Here is a 16227-nt window from a genome sequence, read left to right on the forward strand (position 1 = left end):
GCTACGTGCGTCAGCCAACTCGAAACGTTAAACCCGAAACGCCAAACGCATTAAATCTCTCTCCCGCAATGCGGGCAGCGGGGGGGCGTTTTTCGGTAGCGGATGTGCTCGTTGAAGCCTGATACCAGAATACTCGTTGGCAAGGCAAACAGGCCAATGCCCATCACGGCCGAAACGCTCGCTATGGCCTTACCGAGGGCAGTGATCGGGTGAATATCGCCGTAACCAACCGTCGCCATGGCGTTGATCGCCCACCACATCGTGGCCGGGATGCTGGAGAAAACCGTGGGCTGAGCCGAGTGTTCCACGTAATACATAACGCTCGACAGGATGATGAGCATGAAAATGATCATGGCAAGGCTCAGTAGCAGTTCCTCTTTCTTGTCGCGCACGACGCTCAGGATCATCCGGTAGGCGTGCGAATATTTCGAGACGCGGAACAGCCGGAAAATGCGGAACAGGCGCAGAATCCGGATGATGGCCAGATCGGTCGCAAACAGCGTGACGTAGAATGGCGCAATCGCCAGCAAGTCAATGAGTGCGCTGGTCGAAAACACGTACCTGAGCCTGCCCCAAAACCAGTGGTGATAACGGTCATTCTCGACGCACACCCATACGCGCAGCACATATTCGACGGTGAAAAACAAGACCGAAAACAGCTCGAAATCGTAGAAAAGCCGGGCGTATTGCTCATTGATAGCCGGCACCGTATGCAACACAATGGCGATGGCGTTGAGGGTGATGATCGTGATCAATACGATATTGAACACCAGACTCACGCCCCGCCGGTTACCGGCCGAGGTTTCCAGAATACGATACAAAGTGCGGCGCATGGGGCAAAAATAAAGAGTGAAAGACTGAACGAGCGAGCCACCGAACAGGCTGACGCCAGCATGGCAGCCGTACAAGCTGCCATTCGCTCAGTCGTTCGCTTACTCCGATCGCAGGGCCTCGACCGGGTTGGTCAGGGCGGCTTTGATGCTCTGGTAACTCACCGTCAGCAGAGCCACCAGCACAGCCAGCCCACCCGCAACGGCGAAGAGCCACCAGTCGAGCGGGGTGCGGTAGTTGTAGTCCTGTAGCCAACGTTCCATCAGCCACCACGCCAGAGGCATCGCAATCAGGATCGCGACAACCACCAGCTTCAGGAAATCGCGGTTGAGCAGGCTGACGAGGCTGGGTATGCTGGCGCCCATCGCTTTCCGAACGCCAATCTCTTTGGTGCGGCGCTCGGCCATGAACGTAGCCAGACCAAACAAGCCGAGACAGGCAATAACAACGGCCAGAATGGCAAACACATCGGCCATACGCCCAATCGACCGAACCCGGTCAAACTTGCGCTCAAACTCCTGATCGATGAAGTTTATCTCGAACGGAAAGGCCGGATTATGCCGCTGAAAAATGAGGCGGGCTTTCTGGATCGCCACCTGCGTAGGCAGTTTGGGGTTGAGGCGGTAGTGCATGTAGTCGGAGCCATAGCTACCCTTGACAAACATGGGCGGAATCTCGTGGAACGGCGATCCCCAGATGAAATCCTTGAAAACGCCCACAATCCGATAGCTGCGGTCGCCATTCCGGATCTCCTCGCCCAACGAGTTTTTGAAGCCCATGACTTTCGCCGCGGTTTCGTTGATAAGGCAGGCGTTTGAATCGGCTGGGTACGTTTGGCTGTCGAGGTCGCGGCCGGCCGTGAGCGTCAGGCCCATTGTTTTCACGTAGCCGGCGGGTGAGCCAATCTGGTCGAAAGTGATCTTGCTGCCCTCAGGTTTGCCGCGCCAGTTCAGTCCCCAGGTATTGCTCGAGCTTTGCGAAATCTGGTTGCTGGTCTTGCACATAGCCGTGATCACATTTTGCTGGAACAGTTCGGACCGAATGACGTCGTAGTTTTTGCCAATATCGCCCACCATTGGCGTGTATACGAGCCGGTCGCGGTCGTAACCCATGTCGCGTTCCTGCGTGTAGCTGAGTTGCCGCTTCACCACCACCGTGCAGATGAGCAGCGTAACCGTAATCACAAACTGAAAAATCACGAGCGCCTGCCGGGGCGTGAGGTTCCCCCGTCCCAGATTGATGCGCCCTTTCAGCACCCGGATAGGCTGCATTGCCGAGAGGAAAAAGGCCGGGTAGCTGCCTGCCAACGTACCTGTGAGTAACACCAGTGCCAAACAGCCCAACCAGAACGACAGGCTGTCGTAAGGGATGCTGAGTTGCTTGTCGATGAGCACATTGAGGCCGGGCAGCGCCAGTTGGGCTAGCACAATAGCCAGCAAAAACGCCCCCAACGTGAGCAGGAGCGATTCGCCCAGAAATTGCCCTACCAGTGACGACCGATTGGCCCCCACTACTTTCCGGATACCCACCTCGCGCCCGCGCTTCTCTGAACGGGCAGTACTGAGGTTCATAAAGTTGATACAGGCCAGCAGCAGGATGAACAGGGCAATGTAGCCCGCCAGCCGTACGTACACGATTGCCCCGCCCGACTCAACACCGTTGACAAAATAGCCGTATAGCCGCCACCGAGCCGAGGGGTACAGAAACACCTCGTTGTCTTCGTCGCCTTTAGAGTGCCGAATCGTGATGTCACGGATTTTCTTGTTTACCGTCTCCAGCGAAGCCGACGGCGCCAGCTCGACATAGGTGCGGTAGGAGTTATTGCCCCAGTAGATGTCATCGTAGCCATAAATGGTTTTGATGAACGACCAGGGCAGCAGCATGTCGAAAGCCAGTTCGCTGTTGGTGGGCGGGTCCTGGATGATACCGCCCACGATCAGGTCAAACTGGTTGTTGATCCGGATGAGCTTACCCAGCGGGTCGGCATCGCCAAACAATTTCTGGGCCGATGACTGGGTCAATACGGCCGATTTTGGGGTGCTGAGGGCTTTCTTTACATCGCCACGTAGTAGCGGAAAGCTGAAGATCGTCAGGAAATCGGGGTCGACGAAAGGCGTCTTCAGCGATACTTTTTTGTCGCCATTGGCGGTCAGGTATTTGTCTGCCCAACTGACGCGGGTGGTGGCCGCAATTTCCGGGTATTCGGCTTTCAGCGTTGGGCCAAGCGGAGCGGGGGTTGTATACCAGCAGTGGGTGTTGCCCTCGAAGGTGTTGCGGTTATAGGCTTTGTAGATACGGTCGCCTTTAGCATGGAAACGGTCGTAGCTAAGTTCATCTACGATCATAAGGGCCATCAGTAAGGCACAGGCCATACCTAGCGATAAACCCAATACATTGATAAAACTCTGCGTGCGATTGCGCCAGAGCGTCCGCAGGGCGATAGTCAGGTACGAACGAAGCATAAACGTAACAAGGTGCGTGTCGTGAAAGCCACGCACAAGATACAGGCCATATTGATAACCTGTTGACGGTCAAACGAGCGTTTCGGGTTGCGTGTCCGGTTTTGGACAGCAAAACGGTCAATGGTCTCGGGCAGGTAGTGGCCCCACTTCACGTGCTTGCTTTGGGCAGGAATACCGAGAATGTAGCTCCTTTCCCTAACTGGCTGGTTGCGATGATGGTGCCGCCGTGGTTTTCGGCCACGCGCCGACATACCGACAGGCCAATGCCGGTGCCGACAAACTTGTTTTTGCCGTGTAGCCGCTGGAACACTTCAAAAATGCGCTCGGCATGCTGCTGATCGAAGCCAATGCCGTTGTCGGCCACGTCGATTTGCCAGTAGGACTTATGCCTGGCCAGATTGGCGGGGAGTTGGGTTGGGTCGGCGGGCTGGCAGCTTATCCTGATGTGCGGATGCTGACCCGCGGGCTGAAATTTCAGCGCGTTGTTCAGTAAGTTCTCAAAGACCTGTAGCAACTGCACCGGTCGCCCCTCTACTGTCGGGAGCGGGTCGATTTCGATGGTGGGCTGTGCTGCCTGAATGCGCAGGTTCAGATCATTCAGCGCTTCATCGACCAGCCGACCGAGCGAGACCGCTACGAAGGGGTCTTTTTCGGTCGATAGGCGGGCGTAGTTGAGTAGGTCATGGATGAGACCCGACATGCGTTTGGCTGCGCCCTGCATCCGGGCCAGCAGGTCAATGGCGTTGGTGTCAAGCTGAGTACCATACTGATCGGCGAGCATTTGCCCAAACGACTGCACTTTCCGAAGCGGCTCCTGCAAGTCATGGCTGGCGATGTAGGCAAACTGTTGCAGGCTCTCGTTGGAACGGGCCAGATCGCGGTTCATCTGCTCCAGCTGCTGCTGCTGATCGCGCAGCCGCGTGACATTGACAAACGTAAACAGCACGCCATCGTCTTGCTTCACGTAGTACCCGTCGAAAGTGCCCTTAACGCCAAATCGATCGTAGTCGAATGTATTTTCGACAGGTTCACCCGTGTTGGTTACGTGCACCAGCGTTTGGAACAACTCCATCGTCTGGTAATTCGGAAAGAGCGTTGACACCAGCTGCCCGGTCATTTCCTCCACCGACCGATTCGTCAGGGTAGCGTTCAGCTGATTGGTCAGCAAGTAGCGGAAATCGATAATGGCTCCGGACTCATCGCGCACGGCTTCTAACAAAATCATGCCCGATGGCGAATGGTCAACGACCCGCTGAAGGAGTTCGGCCTGAACCCGATTCCGTTCGGCAGCCAGATGAATCTCGTGCGTGTCGTAGAACGACATCAGCAGGTTGTTGCCCACGCGCGAGGCCGAAACATCCATCCACCGTTTTAGCGAGGGGTGAAGGACTTCCCGGCGAAGGGGCGTATTCGTCAGAAAAACCTGGGCAAACAAATCAAAGTGTTTGTCGGTCTTGAAGCCTGGTACTTCTTCGCTGACCAGCTTTCCGACGAGTTGATCGGCGGTTTTATGTAAATAACGAGCGGCTGCCGGGTTGATAAATACGTAGCGGAAATCGACGAGTTGACCACGTTCATCCCAGACGGGCTCCCAAAGCGAGTTGGCTGATGCCGTGTGTTCAACAATGCTTCTAAGTAGCTCAATTTGAGTGTCATGGCCCGATTGAGGAGGGCTTATGCTCGGTGGCGAATCGTAGAAAACAGAGGCGTTCATGACGGAAGAGGAAGTTACGGAGTTAGGTAAAGATACACTATTTGTGTTCCGATTATTCCTCAAAGGCTAACTTCCGCAGTGCATTCAGATCAATGTATTGCAAGGCTCGTTCATGCGTGCAGGACAGGAGCACAGGCGGCGCCACACCCGCATCGTTGGCTTCGCGCCAGCGTAGCGCGCATAAACACCAGCGATCGCCGGGTTTCAGACCCGGAAACTGAAAGGCAGGCCGGGGTGTAGTCAGGTCGTTACCGCGCGAACGGGTGAATTCCAGAAAGGCCTCGGTCATGATGGCGCACACGACATGCCGCCCCTCGTCCTGATCGTCGGTCCGGCAGAAGCCATCGCGGTAAAAGCCCGTAAGGGGGCGGGTACAGCAGCAGGTAAGTGTGCCGCCCAGTACATTTTTAGGCATAGCCAAATGGAAGTTAACAGGCCAATAAAGTAACGGAAAAAGTGCTCAATTGGCCAATCGTCAGGCCTTTCAGCTTCAACCAGCCGATGCCTGCTCCCAGAAAAGAGCCTTGTTATTAATCAGCCCGTAAACTCACCACCGGGTTGGCGCGGGCGGCCCGTAGGGTTTGGTAAGAGACAGTCAGCAGGGCGATCAGCGCCGCTAGTGAACCGGCTCCGGCAAACAGCCACCAGTGAAGGGGCGTCTTTTCGGCGAAGTCCTGCAACCAACGGTCCATAATCCACCAGGCCACGGGCGTGGCGATGAGGAAGGCCACCCCAACCAACTGTATAAAATCTTTACTCAGCAAGGCTACGATGCCTGCCTCGCTGGCGCCCAGTACTTTCCGAACGCCAATCTCTTTGGTACGACGTTGAGCCGTAAAGGCGGCTAAGCCAAACAACCCCAGGCAGGCAATGAAAATAGCCAGACCCGCCGCTATGCTGAACAGTTGGGTATACTGTTGCTCGGTTTGATACTGTTCGTTGTAACGCTCTGGTACAAAGAAATAATCGAATGGATTGCCCGGAAAGCTCGCTTTATAGAGACGCTCCAACTGGCTCAACTGCTCAGGTACGTTGCCTGCTGCCAGCCTGACCGTGAGGTAGTTGCTATACACTCTGGGAAACATGATCAGGGGGGCGATGGGTGTTTTGGGCGACTGATGACGATAGTTGCTCACAACGCCCACAATCTCATACGTATTGCCGCCCCAGACCAGCACCTGCCCAGCCGCCGCTTTAGCCGACGAGAATCCCATATCGAGCGCGGCCTTCTCGTTGATTAGTGTCGGGCTGCCCTTTTCGTAGTCAGCGGTCAGGTGCGTCGGCGTGAAGTTTTGCCCGGCCAGCAGTTTGATGCCGAACGTCGGCAGGAACCGATCGTCGGCAAAAATTACATTGTACGTTTTCTTGTCATCGTCGGGGCGAGGGTTCTGCCGCGTGATTCCCGACGAGTTGAAATTATAGAAGTTGCCGGGTACGCTGCCCGTGTTGCTCCAGGCCTCTACAAACGCCAGTTGGGCCACCTGTTGCTGATAGGCGGTCCGGCGCGTTCTGAAATCGGGCTGATCTTTGCCCACCTCGGGCCCGCGAATCGCCAACAGCCGGTCGAGGGTTAATCCCAGCGGCCGTTGTTGCAGGAAACGTACCTGCTGAACCATCACCAGCGTAACGACAATCAGCGCGACCGCAATGCCAAACTGCACCACCACCAGCGATTGCCGCAGCCAGGCGCTGCGTCCCGGCGTGTGGCCGCTACCCCGCATCATCTCGACCGGGCGAAGGCGGGTAAGCGCAAAGGCCACGTACCCACCGCTCACCAGCGCGCCCGACAGCAACGCCAGCAACCCCCAGAACCAAAGCCCCACTTCGCCCTGCCGCCCCAGAAGTAACGTACCCAGGCTCAGTTGTTTGCCGATAAACTGGTTGAATAACGGCTGCACCAGCGACAGTAACAGTAGTCCCAGCCCCATGCCCAAGACGTTGATCAGCAGTGACTCGGCTAACAGTTGTGCCGCCAGTTGGCCCTGCGTGGCGCCAACTACCTTCCGAACGCCCACTTCTTTAGCGCGCGTAAGTGCCGTGGTGGTACTCAGGTTGACGTAGTTGAGCCACGCAATCAGCATAATCAGCAGCGCCAAAGCACTCAGCAGATAAACAAAACCAAGGCTGCCGATGGTCGTGAGTGGGTCGTTGAGCGAGCGCCCAAGATGCACATAGGCCGAAGATTGCAGGCGCACTGTTACGGCCCGGTCGTCGGGCTTTTTGCTGTGGTAAAAGTCCGTCAGCTTCTTTTCCAGCGCGTCCGGGTTGGCGTCTGGCTTCAGCAGGAGCACCGCCTGCAAAAAATTGGCGTTGTAGGCGGCTGGATCGGCCCAGTCGTTGCCGTTCCGATTGGCCGGGTTCGCCAGCGTCTGCAATGAATAGAGCAGGTCATAGCGGATGTCAGAATTGTCGGGCATATCGGCATAGACGCCGCCGACCGTGAAGAGCAATTTCCCGAACTGACTGCTTAGCGTGATGGTTTGGCCCTGCGCCGAAGCGTTGCCGAAATAAGTACGGGCTTTACGTTCAGACAGAAACACCACATTGGGCTGGCCCAGACTGGCTGGGTTACCACGCAGCACGGGAAAGGAGAACAACTGAAAAAAACTGCCATCAACCATGGCGGCGTTGCTTTCCCGAAAAACGCTGGGTGCTCCCGCTCGAGGCTGTTGAACGCTCACAATCCCACTGGCGGCTCCTGTAACGACCCGGCAGGTACGTTCGATGTCGGGCAAAGCCGCCTGCGCATCGACGGTAAAGCCGCCAGGGCTGAACTCCGATGTTGGGCCGGATTTTTCCTGTAACAGCACCCGGTAGAGGCGGGGCAGATTGGTGTGAAACTGATCAACGCTACGTTCGAAAGCGACATACTCCCAGATGATACCAAAAGCGGCAATACCCAGGCCTAGCCCTACCGCATTGATAATCGCGAAGGTGCGGTTCTTCCGCAGATTACGTAGGGCGATTGTCAGGTAATGTTGGAACATAGCGTTGGTCTGTTAGGTCGGAGTAAATGTTGGCTGAAGGCGTTGGGGGCGGGCCACATATAACAGACAACCTCTATGCCAACTCACCCGAACGTGTGTTTGGCCAAGATAAACCAACTGCGCCGCTTTTGCTTGTCCGAAAGTGGACAATTGGTGTCCGGCCGTGTCACGTATCCATTGGGTTACTTTAGGCTACCGTTCAGTATATTCTAATTAGTGTACTATTAATTGATTAATACATTTAGGTCTCTCTTTATTTTTATTGTGTCATTGATTCGTACTATTGTGCAAAGTCGGCGATGTTGACTCGGATTTACGGGTTTTGCTAATCCGAACAGCCAACCGTCCAGTATATAAGTGTCCCTTTTGCGAATACGTTGACTTGTTTTGAGCACTTCGACCGTGCAGAGCAAGTAGCTATTCGGTAAGCGTTATCTCATCTCAGGTTATGAATACGTACCCAGCTTTCTTTTCCGCACTTGGCCTGTTCCTTACCGGATCCGGGCTAGTACACGCGCAGACCGCTACTCCCAGCGATAGTTTACCTACTCGTCGTTCCACGGTGGTGATCCGGCAGTCGGGTCAAGGCAATTCGGCAACCGTCATTCAGTCGGGAAGTGGGCAAACGACCACCACGATCGTGAATACGAATGGTACCAACACGACCACCGTGCAACACGATGGACAGTCGAGCGTAACAATCGACCAACAGGGCGATAACGAGGCCGACAAGCGGAAAGCCAAGCCCCGGAAACAGAACGACTAAGCGCTTTATCAATCTCTTATGAAGAAAGTTGTACTTACGGGCAGCGCCCTGCTGGCGTTTGTGGGAGCGGCCTGGGCCCAGAACTCAGCCACCCTCAACCAGAGCGGCACCTACCAGACAGCCGTTCAGCAGCAGACGGGCAACAACCAGGTCTCGACCATCAACCAGAACCAGGGGGCCGGGGTCAACACGGGCAACTGGGCGGGCACTTTTCAGACGGGGACGGTAGTCAACACGGCCACCATCAACCAGCGGACGGGCTCGCAGGGCAACCGGGCCGGGCTGACCCAGGGGGTGGGCTCGGGCAACGTGGGCACCATCAGCCAGAACGGGGGCGCGCTGGGCCTCAGTGGAGGAACAACCGCTGGTATTCAGGCGAATCCAATTAACGCGGTGGGCGATGGCAACTTCGCGGGTATTTTGCAGTTGGGTAACACCAATACAGGTACCGTTAGCCAGAACAACCTGAGCCAGAAAAACCAGGGTGAAGTCTGGCAGAACGGTGATAACAACGCCAACACCAGCATCAGCCAGAGCAACAACTCGGTCAGTAACGAGGCGCTCATTCTGCAGGGGTTCACGGCGGCGGGCTCAGCTGGAACAGCCAGTAACGGTAATCAGGCTTCAATTACGCAACAGGGTAATTCGGCTTCTGCTAGCAGCTCCTTCAATGAAGCGGGCGTTCGTCAAATCGGCAGTGGTAACCAAAGTACTATCGATCAGAGCGCGACGGCGGCAGGTGGTAGCAGTCGACTGAACGAGGGTAATACCGATCAGTCAGGCGACAATAACCAGGCGACAATCCAGCAGTTGGGCGGTCCTACCGATGATTCGGAAACTAACTCGGTCCTGATCAGCCAGACCGATAACGGTAACCAGGCGACTGCCCAGCAGAACGGAGGAAATAATGGGGGAAGCTCTACCAATGAGACAGCCATAACCCAAACGAATACAGGTATCGGTCATCAGGCCAACGTTTATCAAAATGACAACAGCCGCGAAAACAAAGCGACAGTTGATCAGAAAGGAGACGGGCAACTTGCTACCGCCGTTCAGAGCGGAGGTGCTCAGGGCAGTAGTAACCTCAACACCGTGACGATCAATCAAGACGGACAAGGTAATTCGGCAACCAATCAGCAGAACAACGACAGCCGCGAGAACCAGTCATCGATTACGCAGGATGGGACTTTCAGCAGTGCTATGGTCATGCAAAATGGCGGTACGTTGGGGGCCAGTACAAACAATCAGGTAACGGTTGAGCAAACGATCGGCGATAATCAGGGCATCGTTAATCAAAACAATAATAGCTCGAACAACGCAGCAACAGTTACGCAGAGTGGCACAGGCAGCCTTCCCGATTTTGCTCCGGCGGGTAATCTGGCTACTGTTGATCAGTCTGGTGGTACCCAGGGTGCCAGTGACAATAATATCGCTGGTATCAATCAGCTGGCTGGCAATCATACGGCGTCGATCAGCCAGAACAACAACAGCCGTAACAACGACGCCAGTGTTGACCAGCGTGGCACAGCCCAGCAGGCAACCATTTTACAGGTCGGCGGTACGTTAGGAGCCAGTGATAACAACTCGGCAACCATCACGCAGATCGACGCTACAAATCAGGCTTCTATCAGTCAAAATGACTTCAGTAGCAACAACACCGCGACCATCGAGCAAAGTGGCTCGGGGCAGCAAAGCGAGGTGAACCAACTGGGTGGTGGAATCGGCAGCAGCACTGACAATCAGGCTACGGTCAACCAGTCGGGCACAAACCAGATCAACGCCATTTTTCAGGCCAATTACAGCCAGCACAACACGGCTACCGTTACGCAGTCGAACGATCGGAATAATAGCCGCATCGAGCAGCAGAACGATGCTACGTATAACACCGCTACCGTAACACAAAGCGGAGTGCAGGGGATTGCCAACATTAGCCAATCGAATTCACAGCATTATTCGCAGGCGACCATCCTGCAAAGCGGTCTTCAGAACGAGGCTTACATTCTGCAAGAAAAAGGCGGCGATGGCGATGCGAGTGGCACGGGCAATATCGCTACCATCGACCAGCTGACTTCAGGTATGCTGAACTACGCGTCTATCAGACAGGGCGACCAGTCGGGAAGCGGAATCTATAACGACAATACGGCTACGATCACCCAGCGTGGCGATAACAATACCACCCGTATCTGGCAGCTCGGCAGAGGTAACACGTTTACGGCCACACAGACTGGTAGCAACAACGAGATTCGGGGGCTAGCTGGTAGTGTTTATGGCCAGGATAACGTAGCCAAACAGATTGGCAACAATAACTCACTGACGATCATTCAGACGAACGCGCCGGGGACTGGCGGGTACATTCAGAATATCGAGCAGGTGGGCAACAACAACGTTAACGTGATCATTCAGACAAACAACTAAGTGCTGTCAGCTATCGCGTCTGTTGGCTGAGTCAATCTGTACCTTCTAATTCTAATCACATCTTGTAGATATAAATCTACCTTCTCTATGAAAAAAGTTATTCTTACGGGTAGCGCCCTGCTGGCGTTTGTGGGGGCGGCCTGGGCCCAGAACTCAGCCACGCTCAACCAGAGCGGCACCTACCAGACAGCCGTTCAGCAGCAGACGGGCAACAACCAGGTCTCGACCATCAACCAGAACCAGGGGGCCGGGGTCAACACGGGCAACTGGGCAGGCACCTTTCAGACGGGGACGGTGGTCAACACGGCCACCATCAACCAGCGGACGGGCTCGCAGGGCAACCGGGCCGGGCTGACCCAGGGGGTGGGCTCGGGCAACGTGGGCACCATCAGCCAGAACGGGGGGGCGCTGGGCCTCAGCGGGGGGGCTACCCCACCGCCGGGGGCGGGCATGACCGGTCCGGTGGGCGATGGCAACCTGGCGGGCATCAACCAGATGGGCAACACCAATACAGGTACCGTTAGCCAGAACAACCTGAGCCGACTCAACGGGGCTGAGATCTACCAGAACGGGGACAACAACGCCAACACCAGCATCAGCCAGAGCAACAACTCGGTGGACAACGACGCGGTGATTCTGCAGGGCTACACGGGCAGCAACGTGGCGGGTGCGGTGAGCAGCAACAACCAGGCGACGGTGGAGCAGAACGGGGACGGGACGCTGGTTGGTGCCAGCAGTGGCAACCGGGCCGATGTTCGTCAGTTAGGTGAGCAGCACCTGAGCACCACCCAGCAGAACGGGGGCAGCGGGGGCAGCAGCATCGGCAACACGGTGAGCGTGGAGCAGTCGGGCTTTGGCCAGACGGCGAGCGTGCAGCAGAACGGGACGGCCAACGGCAGTTCGCAGGGCAACACGGCGACGGTGGTTCAGTCGGAGTTCACCAACCAGGCGACGGTGGAGCAGAACGGTGAGAGTGTGGGCAACACGGCGAGCATCACCCAGCAGGGCTCGACGGGCGGTGAGGTGCCGACCCTGATTGGTGGGGGCAACACGGCGACGGTCTACCAGAATGGTGGAGTTGCGGGCTTGAGTGCCAACAACCAGGCGACGGTGAGCCAGGACGGGGACCAGCACGTGGCCACTGTCTACCAAAGTGATGGAACCGGTACGTCGACCAACGCCAGCCAAAACAACACGGCCACGGTAACGCAGACGGGTCAGACGCAGACCGCTTTCGTTTATCAGCAGGATGGGACAGAAGGAAATGGTGACGGCAACAAGGCAACGATCACCCAGTCGGCCGTAGAAAATACCGCATCCGTTTCGCAGAATAATAGAACGCTTAACAACGAAGCTACCATCGACCAAACGGGGTCTTCATCAGGAACTGGCAATAATGCGTTTGTGAAGCAAAATGATAATAGTAGCAACAACAAGGCTACTGTTACGCAGAATGGCACTAACCTGTTCCTCAATGCTGAAGCGAATGGCTTACCGGCTGGTGCAATTAGCTCAGGTAACTCACTAACGGCTAGCCAGACAGGGAATGCACATGAAGCTTTTGTAACTCAATCGGCGGGCGCCAACGGACCTAGTAGCAATAACATCATCAGCCTAACGCAGGATGGTACATTGCTGAATCATTCGGCCACCATCAATCAGAACGACCAAAGCACGGGTAATACAGCCACTCTTTCACAAACAGGAAGCGGACAGGTTGCTACGATTGGGCAAGTGGGTGTTGCATTTGGGTATGCTGTAGGAAGTTTTGATAACGAAGTAACCCTCAATCAGTCAGGCGTACGCCAGAGCGCATCGATCTACCAAGCCGATAACGCCAGGGGTGGTAGCATTGATGTGACGCAATCAGGAACGACTAACTCAGTCACTGTTTATCAGGCAGTTAACGTTACAGGTAACGAGGCCATAGTTGACCAGTCAGGTACTAGCGGTGTCGCCATCATTCAGCAAATCAGCGGTTCGGATCAGGGGTATGCTCAGATTGATCAGAGTGGCACCAGCAACCGGGCAGAGATTTATCAGAACAAAGGCACGATGAACAGCGCCAAAATTGATCAGTTGACCACGGGCAATGGCAACGTGGCCGTCGCTGAACAAGGGTTCGGTTTCCTGAATACAACAGCGGCTAATGAAAACGATATTGAGATTACTCAACGGGGCATTACCAATACGGCCCGGATGCGTCAAGCAGGAAGCTTTAACGAAGCTACGATTTCGCAAACAGGCAGAGGCAATGTGCTACGAGGCATTACAGGAACATCACCCACGGCTACGGTAGCTGGCCAGTATGGTAACAACAACGTGTTAACTGTGACGCAGGTAAGTGACATTGCGGGACCAGGTCAAACGGCGAATGTTTACCAAGCCGGCAACAACAACACGTCGGTGATTACGCAGACAAATAATTAACCGGCTTACGATTACATGGACCGTCTAATCAATTCCTGTTCAATGAACATAGGATGATTAGGCGGTTTGTTTAGCTTTATCAATCTCACGTTAATCCCTTTGAGTGCATGAAAAAAGTTATTCTTACGGGTAGCGCCCTGCTGGCGTTTGTGGGAGCGGCCTGGGCCCAGAACTCAGCCACGCTCAACCAGAGCGGCACCTACCAGACAGCCGTTCAGCAGCAGACGGGCAACAATCAGGTCTCGACCATCAACCAGAACCAGGGGGCCGGGGTCAACACGGGCAACTGGGCGGGCACCTTTCAGACGGGGACGGTGGTCAACACGGCCACCATCAACCAGCGGACGGGCTCGCAGGGCAACCGGGCCGGGCTGACCCAGGGGGTGGGCTCGGGCAACGTGGGCACCATCAGCCAGAACGGGGGGGCGCTGGGCCTCAGCGGGGGGGCTACCCCACCGCCGGGGGCGGGCATGACCGGTCCGGTGGGCGATGGCAACCTGGCGGGCATCAACCAGATGGGCAACACCAACACGGGGGTGTTCATCAACCAGAACAACCTGAGCCGACTCAACGGGGCCGAGATCTACCAGAACGGGGACAACAACGCCAACACCAGCATCAGCCAGAGCAACAACTCGGTGGACAACGACGCGGTGATTCTGCAGGGCTACACGGGCAGCAACGTGGCGGGTGCGGTGAGCAGCAACAACCAGGCGACGGTGGAGCAGAACGGGGACGGGACGCTGGTTGGTGCCAGCAGTGGCAACCGGGCCGACGTTCGTCAGTTAGGTGAGCAGCACCTGAGCACCACCCAGCAGAACGGGGGCAGCGGGGGCAGCAGCATCGGCAACACGGTGAGCGTGGAGCAGTCGGGCTTTGGCCAGACGGCGAGCGTGCAGCAGAACGGGACGGCCAATGGCAGTTCGCAGGACAACACGGCGACGGTGGTTCAGTCGGAGTTCACCAACCAGGCGACGGTGGAGCAGAACGGTGAGAGTGTGGGCAACACGGCGAGCATCACCCAGCAGGGCTCGACGGGCGGTGAGGTGCCAGCCCTGATCGGTGGGGGCAACACGGCGACGGTCTACCAGAACGGTGGGGTTGCGGGTTTGAGTGCCAACAACCAGGCGACGGTGAGCCAGGACGGGGACCAGCACGTGGCCACTGTCTACCAAAGTGATGGAACCGGAGGGGGTACGTTCTCGTCGGAGATGAACACCGCCACGGTAACGCAGACTGGTTTGCAACAAACCGCTACCATCTATCAACAACCGGGTGCAAATGGATCGGCAGTGGGTAATACGGCCACGATTACGCAATCGGAGGTAGAGAACACGGCGACCATCACGCAGAATAATGCTTCTCTCGGCAACGAGGCCTCGATCCTACAATCGGGCACTGTGTCTGGACAGGCCAACAACGCATCGATCAAACAAAACGATCAGAGCATTGGCCAAACCGCGGTAGTAACGCAGGCTGGAACGAACCTGTTTGCCAACGTGGAGCAAAATGGCATTGCTAGTGGCTTTACAAGTGCTGGCAATTCGGCAACGGTAACGCAGACTGGTGATTTCCACACCGCGTTTGCCGAGCAAAATGCAGGTGGTAACGGCGGCAGCGTCAATAACCAAATTACGATCACGCAGGTAGGCATAACCGGATCGCACAATGCCGAAGTGAGCCAGAGCGATGCCAGCGGCTTTAACAAACTAACGGTCGATCAATCGGGTACGAGCCAACAGGCGTTTGTTAACCAGTCGGGGGTGGTATTTGGTTTAGCGTTGGGGAGCTACGGCAACCAGGCGGTGGTTACGCAATCAGGTACGTCGAACTTGGCTAACGTGTATCAGAGTGATGCGGCCGAAGACGGCGTGGCCACGCTGACACAATCAGGCAATAGCAACGTAGGAGAAATTTATCAGGTAGCCGGTGTGACCAGTAACACGGCCACGATTGACCAGAGCGGTGTAACTGGCAATGCCGTTATTCAGCAGATCTACGAATCAGATCAGGCCACTGCCGATATTAAACAATCGGGAACGAGCAACAACGCCCAGATCTACCAGTATCAGGGTACGGGCAACTCGGCAGTAGTTGATCAGCTGACGACCGGTACGAACAACTACGTCGAAATCTACCAGGGTGACGATAGCTTTGCCCCTGACGGATCGGACTTCAACACCACGACGGTCACGCAACGTGGCACGCTCAATACGGTTCGGTTCGATCTGATCGGTGATAACAACACGGCTACTATGTCGCAAACCGGGCGGGGTAACCTGATTCGTGGTATTTCAGGTACGTCGCCGTTCGCAAGTTACGCTGGTCAGTATGGGAATGGCAACACACTGACGATAACGCAGGTGAGCGATGCGGCCGGTCCCGGTCAGACGGCCAGCGTCTATCAGGCTGGTAATAACAACACCACAACGATCACGCAGACCAACAACTAACCGCGATCGACACGTACGCAAATCGCCCCGTTGGCTGCTTACTCAGGTAAGATGTCGGCGGGGCGATTCACGCGTTCAGGTACGTTGGCTGCCTTCCAGTAAAAAAAGGGTGAAGTCAACCCCCAACATACCCGCCTAAGGCTGGCTTTTAATCGGCTAAACTAGTAGA

At 55.9% G+C, this 16227-nt stretch carries 9 protein-coding genes; 4 read left to right on the forward strand and 5 right to left on the reverse strand.

Features of this window, described 5'->3' with window-relative positions:
• Positions 1-50: 50 nt before the first annotated feature.
• From ACAW74_RS20660 to ACAW74_RS20680, 5 genes are all read right to left on the reverse strand, one after another.
• Positions 51-833, reverse strand: a complete 783-nt coding sequence (locus ACAW74_RS20660; protein ID WP_370700128.1) for an ion transporter — start codon at positions 831-833, stop codon at positions 51-53.
• A gap of 99 nt (positions 834-932) precedes the next feature.
• Positions 933-3293: an ABC transporter permease gene (locus ACAW74_RS20665; protein ID WP_370700129.1), complete on the reverse strand. Its 2361-nt coding sequence runs from the start codon at positions 3291-3293 to the stop codon at positions 933-935.
• A gap of 148 nt (positions 3294-3441) precedes the next feature.
• A complete protein-coding gene (locus ACAW74_RS20670; protein WP_370700130.1) occupies positions 3442-5007 on the reverse strand; it encodes a sensor histidine kinase in 1566 nt (521 codons plus the stop codon).
• A 52-nt stretch (positions 5008-5059) separates the two neighbouring features.
• On the reverse strand, positions 5060-5422 hold the full coding sequence (locus ACAW74_RS20675) for a DUF2237 family protein (RefSeq protein WP_370700131.1): 363 nt from the start codon (positions 5420-5422) through the stop codon (positions 5060-5062).
• A 115-nt stretch (positions 5423-5537) separates the two neighbouring features.
• On the reverse strand, positions 5538-7994 hold the full coding sequence (locus tag ACAW74_RS20680; RefSeq protein WP_370700132.1) for an ABC transporter permease: 2457 nt from the start codon (positions 7992-7994) through the stop codon (positions 5538-5540).
• A gap of 448 nt (positions 7995-8442) precedes the next feature.
• Between ACAW74_RS20680 and ACAW74_RS20685 the strand changes: the two genes are divergently transcribed.
• The 4 genes from ACAW74_RS20685 to ACAW74_RS20700 all read left to right on the forward strand — a co-directional run bounded on the left by ACAW74_RS20685 (position 8443) and on the right by ACAW74_RS20700 (position 16058).
• The gene (locus tag ACAW74_RS20685) at positions 8443-8760 is read left to right on the forward strand and encodes a hypothetical protein (RefSeq protein WP_370700133.1); all 318 of its coding nucleotides are present in this window, start codon (positions 8443-8445) and stop codon (positions 8758-8760) included.
• Positions 8761-8778: 18 nt separating this feature from the next.
• Positions 8779-11175 (forward strand): beta strand repeat-containing protein, encoded by a 2397-nt coding sequence (locus ACAW74_RS20690; RefSeq protein ID WP_370700134.1) that lies wholly within the window; start codon positions 8779-8781, stop codon positions 11173-11175.
• Between the two features lie 87 nt (positions 11176-11262).
• Positions 11263-13605, forward strand: coding sequence for a beta strand repeat-containing protein (locus ACAW74_RS20695; protein WP_370700135.1), 2343 nt, complete (start codon positions 11263-11265; stop codon positions 13603-13605).
• Between the two features lie 107 nt (positions 13606-13712).
• Positions 13713-16058 carry a beta strand repeat-containing protein gene (locus tag ACAW74_RS20700; protein WP_370700136.1) on the forward strand — a complete coding sequence of 782 codons (2346 nt, stop codon included), beginning with the start codon at positions 13713-13715 and terminating at the stop codon, positions 16056-16058.
• The last annotated feature ends 169 nt before the right edge of the window (positions 16059-16227 follow it).

This window comes from Fibrella musci, from assembly GCF_041321105.1.
In the GTDB taxonomy this organism is placed as follows: domain Bacteria; phylum Bacteroidota; class Bacteroidia; order Cytophagales; family Spirosomataceae; genus Fibrella; species Fibrella musci.